The organism is Streptomyces sp. WP-1 (genome assembly GCF_030450125.1).
Lineage (GTDB): Bacteria > Actinomycetota > Actinomycetes > Streptomycetales > Streptomycetaceae > Streptomyces > Streptomyces incarnatus.
The window spans coordinates 425,067-438,140 of record NZ_CP123923.1 but is presented as its reverse complement, the minus strand read 5'-3'; the positions used below and the strand labels follow the sequence as shown (position 1 = coordinate 438,140).

The 13,074-nt window shown below is 71.5% G+C and carries 8 protein-coding genes; all 8 read left to right on the top strand.

Annotation, left to right across the window (positions count from 1 at the left end; translation table 11 throughout):
- Nucleotides 1-18: 18 nt before the first annotated feature.
- The 8 genes from QHG49_RS01465 to QHG49_RS01430 all read left to right on the top strand — a co-directional run bounded on the left by QHG49_RS01465 (nt 19) and on the right by QHG49_RS01430 (nt 12,907).
- The gene (locus QHG49_RS01465) at nt 19-1,035 is read left to right on the top strand and encodes a LacI family DNA-binding transcriptional regulator (protein WP_159697895.1); all 1,017 of its coding nucleotides are present in this window, start codon (nt 19-21) and stop codon (nt 1,033-1,035) included.
- Nucleotides 1,036-1,355: 320 nt separating this feature from the next.
- On the top strand, nt 1,356-5,612 hold the full coding sequence (locus QHG49_RS01460; protein ID WP_159697892.1) for a HAMP domain-containing protein: 4,257 nt from the start codon (nt 1,356-1,358) through the stop codon (nt 5,610-5,612).
- Nucleotides 5,613-5,743: 131 nt separating this feature from the next.
- A complete protein-coding gene (locus QHG49_RS01455; RefSeq protein WP_301492659.1) occupies nt 5,744-8,113 on the top strand; it encodes a SpoIIE family protein phosphatase in 2,370 nt (789 codons plus the stop codon).
- 89 nt (nt 8,114-8,202) lie between these two features.
- Nucleotides 8,203-8,658 carry a hypothetical protein gene (locus QHG49_RS01450; RefSeq protein ID WP_301486973.1) on the top strand — a complete coding sequence of 152 codons (456 nt, stop codon included), beginning with the start codon at nt 8,203-8,205 and terminating at the stop codon, nt 8,656-8,658.
- 55 nt (nt 8,659-8,713) lie between these two features.
- Nucleotides 8,714-9,670 carry a GlxA family transcriptional regulator gene (locus tag QHG49_RS01445; protein ID WP_145486871.1) on the top strand — a complete coding sequence of 319 codons (957 nt, stop codon included), beginning with the start codon at nt 8,714-8,716 and terminating at the stop codon, nt 9,668-9,670.
- 108 nt (nt 9,671-9,778) lie between these two features.
- On the top strand, nt 9,779-10,777 hold the full coding sequence (gap, locus tag QHG49_RS01440; RefSeq protein ID WP_159697880.1) for a type I glyceraldehyde-3-phosphate dehydrogenase: 999 nt from the start codon (nt 9,779-9,781) through the stop codon (nt 10,775-10,777).
- Nucleotides 10,778-10,885: 108 nt separating this feature from the next.
- Entirely contained in the window at nt 10,886-11,239 is a 354-nt protein-coding gene (locus QHG49_RS01435; protein WP_159697877.1) for a VOC family protein, read from the top strand.
- A gap of 84 nt (nt 11,240-11,323) precedes the next feature.
- Nucleotides 11,324-12,907, top strand: coding sequence for an FMN-binding glutamate synthase family protein (locus tag QHG49_RS01430; protein ID WP_301486972.1), 1,584 nt, complete (start codon nt 11,324-11,326; stop codon nt 12,905-12,907).
- Nucleotides 12,908-13,074 lie beyond the last annotated feature (167 nt).

The window sequence follows — 13,074 nt, the reverse complement described above, 5'->3', positions numbered from 1 at the left end:
ACCTACCGAAGGAGTCCCGTGGGCGTCAGCCTGAAGGACGTCGCACAGCGCGCCGGGGTTTCCGTCAAGACTGTGTCGAACGTCGTGAACAACTATGTCCATGTCTCCCCCGGTACCCGGGCACGGGTGCAGCGGGCCATCGACGAACTCGGCTACCGGCCCAACCTCGTCGCCCGCCATCTGCGCAACGGCCGCACCGGCATCATCGCGCTGGCCGTCCCCGAACTGGGCAACCCGTACTTCTCCGAGGTGGCCGGCGCCGTCATCGACGCGGCCGCCCGGCACGACTACACGGTGCTGCTCGACCACACGGCGGGACTGCGGGAGAAGGAGATCCTGGTCTGCCAGGGCTTTCGCGCGCAGATCATCGACGGTCTGATCCTCAGCCCGATCCGGATGGCGACGGAGGACCTGCTCGCCCGCACGGACACCTCCCCCCTCGTCCTCCTCGGGGAGCGCGAGTACGACGCCCCCTTCGACCACATCGCCATCGACAACGTGGCGGCGGCCCGCGCCGCGGTGCAGCATCTGCTCGACACCGGCCGCCGCCGCGTGGCCTTCCTCGGCGCCCGCCACGAGAGCGCGCGGGAACCCGCCCATCTGCGCCTGCGCGGATGGCGCGAGGCACACACCGCCGCCGGTCTGCGGCCGCCCGAGCCCCTGGTCGTGGCCACCGACGGCTACGACCGCCAGGACGGCGCCGTGGCCATGGCCGCCCTCCTGGACCGCGGTGAACGGCCGGACGCCGTGTTCGCCTTCAACGACCTCGTCGCCCTGGGCGCCATGCGGGTCCTGGCCAGACGCGGGCTGCGCGTCCCCCAGGACATCGCGGTCGCCGGCTTCGACGACATCGAGGAGGCCCGCTACGCGGCCGTCGCCCTGACCACCGTCGCCCCCGACAAACGCGCCATCGCCCAGATCGCCGTCGACTGCGTCGTGGAACGCATCGGCGCCCGCACCGCACCGGTCCCTCGCCGCATCCTGCCGGGCTTCGAACTCGTGGTGCGGGAATCGACGGTTAAGCGGCGCGGCTGAGTCGGTGCCGGTACGACTGCGAAGCGGAGGGTCCGGCCGCACGCCCCGGCCCGCCCTGCCGGCGCCGCGCGCCTGGATCCCGAGGGCCCGAAAAGTGGTCGTACCCACCTGGCGACCGATCGATTCCCTGATCGTCCGGGGCCGACGGCGGCTTTTGTGCGAGGCCGGGGGACTGGGTTAACCTTCGGCGTATTTTCCCTTCGTGTAAATCCGTGAACTGGGGAAATGCACACTTGAACCGCCGGGTCAGGCCGCGTGCCCGGCGTTGGTTCGGAGCTCTCCCATGCCCGGAGGCTCCTGGGGAGCGGAATGAGGCGCGCATGGCCGGCAAGGCGACGGGGACGACCGACGCGGTACCGGGCGACGAGGAACTGAGAAGACTGCTCGCGGGGCTGACCGCGGTCCGTGACGGAGACTTCGGCACCCGGCTGCCGGACGACTCCCCGGGCCTCATGGGCGACATCGCCACCGTCTTCAACGGCATGGTCGACCAGCTGTCCGTCTTCACCTCCGAAGTCACCCGCGTGTCCCGCGAGGTGGGCACCGAGGGCACCCTCGGCGGCCAGGCGCAGGTGCCGGGAGTCTCGGGCACCTGGGCCGACCTGACCGACTCGGTCAACGCGATGGCGGGCAACCTCACCACCCAGGTCCGCGACATCGCCCAGGTGGCCACCGCGGTCGCCAAGGGTGACCTGTCGCAGAAGATCGACGTCCCGGCGCGCGGCGAGATCCTTCAGCTGAAGGAGACCGTCAACACGATGGTCGACCAGCTCTCCGCCTTCGCCGACGAGGTGACACGCGTCGCCCGCGAGGTCGGCACCGAGGGCCGGCTCGGCGGCCAGGCGCAGGTCCCGGGCGTCGCCGGCGTCTGGCGCGACCTCACGGATTCGGTCAACTTCATGGCCGGAAACCTCACCGCCCAGGTGCGTAACGTCGCCCAGGTGACGACGGCCGTCGCCCAGGGCGATCTGTCGCAGAAGATCACGGTGGATGCCCGGGGCGAGATCCTGGAGCTGAAGTCGACCATCAACACGATGGTGGACCAGCTGTCCGCGTTCGCGGACGAGGTGACGCGTGTCGCCCGTGAGGTCGGCACCGAGGGCCGCCTCGGCGGCCAGGCCGACGTCAAGGGCGTCAAGGGCACCTGGCGGGACCTCACGGACTCGGTCAACTTCATGGCCGGAAACCTGACCAACCAGGTGCGCAACGTCGCCCAGGTGGCCACCGCCGTGGCCCAGGGCGATCTGTCGCAGAAGATCACGGTGGATGCCCGGGGCGAGATCCTGGAGCTGAAGTCGACCATCAACACGATGGTGGACCAGCTGTCCGCGTTCGCGGACGAGGTCACCCGTGTCGCCCGCGAGGTCGGCACCGAGGGCCGCCTCGGCGGCCAGGCGCAGGTGCGGGGCGTCGCCGGCACCTGGAAGGACCTCACCGACAACGTCAACGTGATGGCCTCCAACCTCACCGGCCAGGTCCGCTCCATCACCCAGGTCGCCACCGCCGTCGCCAAGGGCGACCTCTCGCAGAAGATCATGGTGGAGGCCAAGGGCGAGGTCGCCGCGCTCGCCGACGTCATCAACACCATGGTCGACACCCTCTCGGCGTTCGCGGACGAGGTGACGCGTGTCGCCCGTGAGGTCGGCACCGAGGGCCGTCTCGGCGGCCAGGCCCATGTGCCCAACGTGGCCGGCACCTGGAAGGACCTCACCGACAACGTCAACTCCATGGCCAACAACCTCACCGGCCAGGTGCGCAACATCGCGCTGGTGACCACCGCCGTGGCCAAGGGCGACCTGTCGAAGAAGATCGACGTCGACGCGCGCGGCGAGATCCTCGAACTGAAGACGACCATCAACACGATGGTGGACCAGCTGTCCGCGTTCGCCGACGAGGTCACCCGTGTCGCCCGCGAGGTCGGCACCGAGGGCCGCCTCGGCGGCCAGGCCGAGGTCGAGGGCGTCTCCGGCACCTGGAAGCGGCTCACCGAGAACGTCAACGAACTCGCCGGGAACCTCACCCGGCAGGTCCGCGCCATCGCCGACGTCGCCAGCGCCGTCGCCGAGGGCGACCTGACCCGCTCCATCACCGTCGACGCCTCCGGAGAGGTCGCCGACCTCAAGGACAACATCAACTCCATGGTGGAGTCCCTGCGCGAGACCACCCGGGCCAACCAGGAACAGGACTGGCTCAAGACCAACCTCGCCCGGCTCTCCGGCCTCATGCAGGGCCACCGCGACCTGCGCGTCGTGGCCGAGCTGATCATGGACGAGCTGGTACCCCAGGTGTCCGCCCAGTACGGCGCCTTCTACCTCGCCGAGGACAGCGCCGCCGGCCCCGAGCTGCGGCTCGTCGGCGACTACGGCCGCCCCGACCAGGACGAGCGCCCCGAGCGGATCCCCTTCGGCCGCTCCCTGGTCGGCCAGGCCGCGCGCAGCCGCCGTACGATCGCGGTCGACGAGCTGCCGCCCCGCTACGTCACCATCTCCTCCGGACTCGGACAGATCGAGCCCACCGCGCTGCTCCTGCTGCCTATCCTCTTCGAGGAGCAGGTACTCGGCGTCATCGAACTGGCCTCCGTCACCCGGTTCACCACCGTGCAACGGGACTTCCTCCAGCAGCTCGTGGACACCATCGGCGTCAACGTGAACACGATCGTCGCCAACGCCCGCACCGACGAACTGCTCGAAGAGTCCCAGCGTCTCACCAGCGAACTCCAGGCCCGCTCCGCCGAGTTGCAGGCCCAGCAGGAGGAACTCCAGCGCTCCAACGCGGAACTGGAGGAGAAGGCCTCACTGCTCGCCGAGCAGAACCGCGACATCGAGGGCAAGAACCTCCAGATCGAGCAGGCCCGGCAGGAACTGGAGGCACGCGCCCAGCAGTTGTCGCTGGCCTCCAAGTACAAGTCCGAGTTCCTCGCCAACATGAGCCACGAGCTGCGCACCCCGCTCAACAGCCTGCTCATCCTGGCCCAGCTGCTCGCCCAGAACCCGTCCCGCAACCTCACCCCGAAGCAGGTCGAATACGCGGGCATCATCCACTCGGCGGGCTCCGACCTGCTCCAGCTGATCAACGACATCCTCGACCTGTCCAAGGTCGAGGCCGGCAAGATGGACGTCACCCCGGAACGGGTCTCGCTGCGCCAGCTCATCGAGTACGTCGAGGCCACCTTCCGGCCGATGACCTCGCAGAAGAGCCTCGGCTTCACCGTCACCACCTCGGCCGGGGCGCCCGCCGACCTCCTCACCGACGACTCCCGGCTCCGCCAGATCCTGCGCAACCTGCTGTCCAACGCGGTGAAGTTCACCGAGCAGGGCGGGGTCGAACTGCGCGTCGAACCCGCCACCGACGACGAGGTGCCGCGCGACGTGGTCCGCGGCGGCGCGGTGGTCGCCTTCCGGGTGAAGGACACCGGCATCGGCATCCCGGAGCAGCAACTGGAGAGCATCTTCGGCGCGTTCCAGCAGGCCGACGGCACCACCAGCCGCAAGTACGGCGGCACCGGGCTCGGCCTGTCCATCACCCGGGAGATCGCCCATCTGCTCGGCGGCGCCGTCACCGTCGACAGCACACCCGGCAGGGGCAGCACCTTCACCCTCTTCCTGCCCGTGGCCCGGCCCGACTTCGACGAACACCTGCGCGGCGTCCGCGGCACCGTCGAACCGGCCGAACTGGAGCAGACGGACGCCGCCGCCCCGCACGAGCTCAAGGCGGCGCCGCCCCTCGTCTCCGCCAAGCGGCAGCGGGCCCGTCGGCTGCTCGTCGTGGAGGAGCGTCCGCGCGGCCTGCTGACCCTGGTCGCCGAGAGTGTCGTGGGCGATCTCGACCACGGGCACGCCGACGGCATCCCCGTCGACATCATCACCGCGGTCGGCGCCCAGGAGGCGGCCGGCGCCCTCGCCGCCGAACCCTGCCACTGCGTCGTCGTCGAACTGGGCGCCCCCGACGGGGAGTCGGCCCGGTTCCTCCAGGCGCTGCACGGCGACTCGGCCCTCGCCGGCGTCCCCGTGCTGGTGCACAACGGCTCCCACCGCGCCGAGTACCCCGAGGCGGAGCCGGGCGGCTCGCTGGAGTACCTCTCCAGCCTGGACGAGCTGCGGGAGCGGATCGCCCTCCACCTGTCCGCGGAGGAGCCCGGCGAGGTGCTCACCTTCGTCCGCGGCGAGGAACTCCAGCACACCCCGGACCAGGTCGACGAACACACCCGCGGCCGTACCGTCCTCGTCGTCGACGACGACGCGCGCAACCTCTTCGCGCTCAGCGGCATCCTCGAACTGCACGGCTTCCGCGTGCTGCACGCGGAGAACGGCCGCAAGGGCATCGAGACGCTGGTGAACAACTCGGACATCGAACTCGTCCTGATGGATGTGATGATGCCCGAGATGGACGGCTACGCCGCCACCGCCGAGATCCGCAGCATGCCCCGGTACGCGGACCTGCCGGTGATCGCCGTCACCGCGAAGGCGATGCAGGGCGACCGGGAGAAGAGCCTCGCCTCCGGCGCCAGCGACTACGTCACGAAACCGGTGGACACCCGCGACCTCATCGCCTGCGTCCGGCGCTGGCTGCCGGCATGAGACCGGACAACGACACCGCGCAACCGTCCTACCGCAGGCCGAGGAGTACCCGTCCGGTGAACATCCAGCCGTCCACCGATCCCGGCACCCCGTTCGACCCGTCGAGCGGCGTGCCGGCCCAGCCCGCCCCGCTGCCGCCGGTGGACACGGTGGCAGTGACCGACGTGCCCGCCGACTCCCCGGTGGGCAGGCTCGCCGCCACCGTGGAGCGGTTGCGCCGCGAGGTGCGGACCGCGCAGGCGGAGGCCGAGGGCCGGGCGCTGATCGAACTGGCCAAGGGCATCCTGGTCGAACGCCTCGGCTGCGGGCCCGCCCAGGCCGCCCGGCAGCTCGCCGAACTGACCGAACAGGCCCAGGTGACGCCGCTGGAACTCGCGGTGGACGTCATCAACCAGGCGGCCAGGGACCGGGTCGCCGAGGTGACCGAGGCGTTCCTCTCCACCACCGCGGACCCCGGTGGCGCGGACGAGGACTCCGCCGCCGTACGGCTGCGCGCCGCCGAGAGCGGGGTGCTGGCCGCCCACGACACCGAGGCGATGGCCGCCTCCCTGCTCGAACACGCGCTGCGCCCGCTCGGCGCCGTCGCCGTCGCCATCTGGGCGGCCGGCTCGGACGGTTCGCTGACCCTCGCGGGCAGCGCGGGCTTCGCCCCGGCCGAGGCGGCCCGCTGGTGCTACGTCCCGCCGGACGTGGCCACGGTGGCCCGCCGGGGCCTGACCGAGCCCGGCGGACAGTGGCTGCCCTCGCTCGCCGAGTCCGGGCTGCCCACCATCGGGCGGCGCGAGTACGCCGACGGCGCGCGGATCGCCGTACCCGCCGGTGCGGGCGGCCGTATCCACGGCGTCCTGGAGATCGCCTGGCCCAAGCCCGAGGAGCCGCTGCCGCGCCCCGTGCTGCGTCAGGTGGAGACGCTCGCCGAACTGTGCGCGCACACCCTGGACGACTTCGTGGCCCCCGCCGTGCCCCACCCGGAATCCCGGGCCATGCCCGACGCCGCGGAGCTGATGGACCTCGCGGACGGACTGCACGACCCGGCCCTGGTCCTGGTGCCGCACCTCGACGACACGGGCCGGCTCGTCGACTTCCGCATCCAGCACGTCAACAGCCGCTTCCTCGACCCGGCGGGCCGCCCGCGTGCCGTCATCGGCGGCGCCCTGCTGCTGGAGGCGTACCCGATGTCCGCCGGCACCAGCGAGCTGTTCCAGCGTGTGGAGCGGGTCTACGCCACCGGGGAGCCGTTCCGCGCCCAGCGCGTGCGGCTCACCGCGCTGGTCGACCAGGTCCCGCTGTCCGCGGTCGCCGACATCAGCATCAGCCGCCACGGCTCCAGCCTGCTGCTCATCTGGCGCATCGAGGACGAGACCGCGCGCCTGGCCAGCCTGCTCCAGCACGCGCAGCGGCTCGGCCGGATCGGCGGGTTCGAGGAGAACCTGCTGACCGGCGAGATCACCTGGAACGGGCAGATGTTCAGCCTCTACGGCCGGGCGGCCACCAGCTCCCCGGTCGCCCTGGAGGAGCTGCCCGCCTACTCCCACCCGGACGACGCCGTCCAGATCGGGCGGTTCCTGCGCACCCTGCTGCACCACCGCAGGCCGGCCTCGGCGGCGTTCCGCTTGCAGCGGCCGGACGGGGTGTCCCGGCACATGCGCCTGGTCGCCGAACCGGTCCTCGACACCGACGGCCAGCTGTTCGGTGTGCGCGGCGCCTACCAGGACATCTCCGCCCAGCACTGGACCGAGGTCGCCCTCGCCGCGACCCGCGACCAGCTCGCCCACACCGAGCAGCAGGCCGCCGAGCGCAACCGGCTCACCCTCCAGCTCCAGCACGCGATCATGCCCCCCACCCAGGCACCGCTGCGCGTGCCCGGCCTCCAGGTGGCGGTCCGTTACCGGCCGGCCGAGACCGAGCACCTGGTCGGCGGCGACTGGTACGACGCCGTGGTGCTGCCCTCGGGGCTCGTCCTGCTGTGCGTCGGCGACGTCGCCGGGCACGGCATCGAGGCGGCCACCAGCATGGTCGTCCTGCGCAACGCGCTGCGCGGCCTCGCCGTCACCGGAGCCGGGCCCGCTCAGCTGCTGTCCTGGCTGAACATCGTCGCCCACCATCTGACGGGCGCCGTCACCGCGACCGCCGTGTGCGGCCTGTACGACGGCGAGAACCGCACCCTGCGCTGGGCACGGGCCGGCCATCTGCCGCCCGTCCTCGTCCGCGAGCAGGAGGCCACCACCCTCCCCACCCTCAGCGGCCTCCTGCTGGGCGCCCTCCCGGAGGCGGTCTACGAGGAGACCGAACTGAACCTGGCCGCGGGCGACACCCTCCTCATGTACACCGACGGCCTGATCGAACGCCGCGACCGCTCGGTCGAGGAATCCCTCACCCACCTCCTGGACACGGCCCGCTCGGGCCCCCGCACCCTGGACCAGCACCTGGACAGACTCCTCACGTACAGCAGGTCGGACACCGACGACGACACCTGCATCGTGGGGATCAGGGTGGACTGAGGACCGGGGCCGCGGCCCCGCGCACCCGCCGAGCGGATCGGTGGCGGCGAGCCCATGGACACCTCCGCTCCCCGGCGGGAGGATCGCTCATGACCTCGGACCACGACATGGTGTGGCGTCGGTGTGCGTACCTGGGCCGTGTCCTGCTGCCGCTGGTGGACCAGGAGCCGTGGCGTCGGCCCCGCCGCCGGGAGAGTCTGCGGGACCGGGGCATCGACACGGCGGTGGGGGAGCGGCTGATCGAGATCTTCGCGGTCCTGGCCGCCCACGCCGTCGCGCTCGACGCCTCCCTGTCCGCGGCGGAGTTCGACGGCCTGCCGCTTCTCGCCGTGGCCGAGGCCGTGACCTGTAAGCGCGATTTCGAACTGCTCGCCGGGCTCCCGGACACCTTCGCCGACGTCCGCAAGGAACAGGCCGTCAACGTCTTCCGGCTGAGCGGCGAAGTGCGCCACGCCCTGGCCGTACTCGCCGCACGCACGCCGACGCGGTCCTCCACCTGCGGTGACGTCTTCCGCCGGGCAGCCGAGGCCGGACTGGCGCCGTGATCACGGGGGCACCACGCGGGCGTGCCGGGGTCACCTCCCCACGTACCCTCATCCTGTGTCCGCCCCTCGCCTGTATCGCGTCGCCGTCCTCGTCCTCGAAGGCGCGAAGCCGCTCGATGTCGGGATCCCCGCGCAGGTGTTCACGACCCGCGCGAGCATGCCGTACGAGGTGCGGGTGTGCGGGGCGGCGCCCGGGCTCGTGGCCGGGGGTGACGGGCTCGCGTACTACGTCGCCCACGGCCTGGACGCGCTCGGGTGGGCCGACATCGTGTTCGTGCCCGGCTACCGGCACCCGGACCGCGAAGACCCGCCGCAGGCCGTCGTCGACGCGCTGATCGCCGCCCACGAGCGGGGCGCGCGGCTCGCGGCCATCTCGACGGGGGCCTTCGCGCTCGCCGCCACCGGCCTGCTCGACGGCAGGCGCGCCACGACGCACTGGCACTACACCCAGGCACTCGCGGCCCGGCACCCCCTCGTCCGGGTCGACGAGAACGTGCTGTTCGTGGACGAGGGCAGCGTGCTCACCTCGGCCGGCGCCGCCTCCGGTATCGACCTGTGCCTGCACATCCTGCGCGGCGACGTCGGAGTGGCCGCCTCCAACCACGCGGCCCGGCGCCTGGTCGCCGCCCCCTACCGCAGCGGCGGCCAGGCCCAGTACGTGCCGCGCAGCGTCCCCGAGCCGCACGGCGAACGCTTCGGCGCCACCCGCGAGTGGGCGCTGCACCGGCTCGGCGAGCCCCTCACCCTCGACACCCTGGCGCGTGCGGCCGGGGTCTCGCCGCGCACCTTCTCCCGGCGCTTCGTCGAGGAGACCGGCTACACGCCGATGCAGTGGGTGATGCGCGCCCGCATCGACCTGGCCCGCGAACTGCTCGAACGCTCCCAGCGCGGTGTCGAACAGATCGCCGCCGACGTCGGACTGGGCACCGGCGCGAACCTGCGCCTGCACTTCCAGCGCATCCTCGGCACCACCCCGAGCGAGTACCGGCGCACCTTCACCCGGGGCGAGTGACCCGCCCGGCGGCACGGTGGCGGAATCCTTTTGAACCATGGCCATCCCGCCACTGTCAGCGGCGCGCTCCACAGGCGAGCCTGGTGGCGAACGGAAGGGACACCACTCATGACTCGCATCGCCATCAACGGGTTCGGCCGCATCGGACGCAATGTGCTGCGCGCACTGCTCGAACGGGACAGCGCGCTTGAGGTCGTCGCCGTCAACGACCTGACGGAGCCCGCCACCCTCGCGCGACTGCTCGCCTACGACAGCACGGCCGGCCGGCTCGGGCGCCCGGTCACCGTCGACGGCAACACCCTCGTCGTCGACGGCCGCCGGATCACCGTGCTGGCCGAGCGCGAGCCGGCGCAGCTGCCCTGGGGCGAACTCGGCGTCGACATCGTCCTGGAGGCCACCGGCCGCTTCACCTCGGCGAAGGCCGCCCGCGCCCACCTCGACGCGGGTGCGAGGAAGGTGCTCGTCAGCGCGCCGTCCGACGGCGCCGACGTCACCCTCGCGTTCGGCGTCAACACCGACGCCTACGACCCGGCGGTGCACACCATCGTCTCGAACGCCTCCTGCACCACCAACGCGCTGGCGCCGCTCGCCGCCGTCCTCGACGAACTCGCCGGTATCGAGCACGGGTTCATGACCACGGTGCACGCCTACACCCAGGAGCAGAACCTCCAGGACGGTCCGCACCGCGACGCACGCCGCGCCCGTGCGGCCGGTGTCAACATCGTGCCGACCACGACCGGCGCCGCCAAGGCGATCGGGCTGGTGCTGCCGAACCTCGAAGGCAAGCTGTCGGGCGACTCGATCCGTGTCCCGGTGCCGGTGGGCTCGATCGTCGAACTCAACACGACCGTCGCCCGCGACGTGACCCGCGACGAGGTGCTGGCGGCCTACCGCGCCGCGGCGGAGGGCCCCCTCGCCGGTGTCCTCGAATACTCGGAGGACCCGCTCGTCTCCTCCGACATCACCGGCAACCCCGCCTCGTCGATCTTCGACTCGGCCCTCACCCGCGTCGACGGCCGCCACATCAAGGTCGTCGCGTGGTACGACAACGAGTGGGGCTTCTCGAACCGCGTGATCGACACCCTCGGCCTCCTCGCCGCCAGCTGACCGAGGACCCGGCGCACGGATGTACGACGGAAGGCGCCGCAGGACATACGGACGGTCTCGTAGCCTCGTACCCGTACCCGTCGTGTCCTCTTGCCCTTGGAGTCGCAGATGGCCGTTCGCCGAGTCATGCCCATCATTCATTCCGCGGCGGCGGAGGAGAGCCGCGATTTCTACGGCCTGCTGGGCTTCGAGGAGGTCATGAACCTCGACTGGGTGATGACGCTTGCCGCGCCGTCGACCCCGACGGCCCAGATCAGCGTCGTATCAGCCGACAGAACCGCCCCGGTCACCCCGGACATGAGCATCGAGGTGGACGACGTGGACGCGGCCTACGCGGCCGTGCGGGCCGCCGGCGCGGAGATCGTCCACCCGCTGCGGGACGAGGACTGGGGGGTGCGGCGCTTCTTCGTCCGCGATCCCAGCGGCCGCGTGATCAACGTCCTGAGCCACCGCGGCGCTTGAAGCACCAAGCCCGAAGCGCCGTGCTTGAAGTGCTCTTGACGTAACCGCAGGACTGGAGGGCGCGCCCACGGCAACGAGCAAGTGATGACACGCATCGCCACCGTCACTCTGATCGTTGCCGTGGGTGTGCTCGCGTCCGCGGCGAGCGCCTGCCTCTCCCCCTGGTGGCTGTTCGCCGCCGCACCGGTGACCCTGCTGGGTCTGCTGGGCGGGTGGGATCTGGTGCAGCGCCGGCATTCGGTGCTGCGCAACTATCCCGTTCTGGGCCATGCCCGCTTTCTCTTGGAGCGTCTGCGCCCGGAGCTCCAGCAGTATTTCATCGAGCGGAACTTCGACGGGCGTCCCTTCGACCGGGATGTGCGCAGCATCGTCTATGAGCGTGCCAAGGGTACGGACGCGGAGGAGCCGTTCGGTACCGAGCGCGATGTGTACCGGCCGGGTCATGAGTTCCTGGTGCCGTCGATGGCGCCGTGCCCGGTGCCGACGACCCCGCCGCGGGTGCGGATCGGCGGGCCGGACTGCGGTCGGCCGTACGAGATGGCGCTGCTGAACGTGTCGGCGATGAGTTTCGGTTCGTTGTCGGCCAACGCGGTCCTGGCGCTGGGCGGTGGTGCCGCGGCGGGGGGTTTCGCCCAGGACACCGGTGAGGGCGGGCTGTCGGAGTACCACCTGCGTCCGGGGGGCGACCTGGTGTGGGAGATCGGTACCGGGTACTTCGGCTGCCGTACCCGGGACGGGGACTTCGACGCGGCGCAGTTCGCCGGGAAGGCGGCGCACGACCAGGTCAGGTGCGTGTCCCTGAAGCTGTCCCAGGGGGCGAAGCCCGGCATCGGGGGCGTGCTGCCGGGGGCCAAGGTGAACGCGGAGATCGCCCGGGTCCGGGGCGTGCCCGAGGGGCGTACGGTCGTCTCCCCGCCGTACCACCGGGTGTTCTCCACCCCGCGCGAACTCGTCCGCTTCATCGCCCGCATGCGTGAGCTGTCCGGTGGCAAGCCCGCCGGGTTCAAGCTGTGCGTGGGCTCACGCCGGCAGTTCCTCGCGGTGTGCAGGGCCATGCTGGAGGAGGGCACCGCACCCGACTTCATCGTGGTGGACGGCGCGGAAGGCGGAACGGGCGCGGCACCGCTGGAGTTCGCCGACCATATGGGCACCCCGCTCACCGAGGGCCTGCTCACGGTGCACAACGCCCTCGTGGGGGCGGGCCTGCGCGACCGGATCAGGATCGGGGCGAGCGGCAAGGTCGCCACCGGCAGCGATCTCCTCAAACGCATGGTCCAGGGCGCCGATTACGCCAACGCCGCCCGGGCGATGATGTTCGCCGTCGGCTGCATCCAGGCACAGCGCTGCCACACCAACACCTGCCCCACCGGCATCACCACCCAGGACCCCCACCGCGCCCGCGCCCTGGACGTCACCGACAAGGCCCCACGCGTCCACCGCTTCCAGGAAGCGACCGTGGCCAGCGCGATGCAACTCATGGCCTCCATGGGCGTCACCCATCCCGCGGACCTGCGCCCCCACATGCTCCACCGCCGCATCGACCCCCACACCGAACGCTCCTACGAACAACTGTACGAGTGGCTCGAACCCGGGCAGCTGCTCGCCGAGCCACCACAGTCCTGGGCGGCCGACTGGGAGAGCGCGGATCCCGATCGGTTCACCGTGTGACCTGGAGGTGGGCGGGCCCCGGAAAAGGCCTGGACGGGGCGGCGACCGGGCCTATAGCTTGCAGTCGACCGTGACACCGCCCGAGGAGGTGAGACCCATGAACGCTGTATCGACGTGGGTGCTCCCCCTTTCCCGTCACGGCCGGCGACCGACGTAGGCGTCGCCGG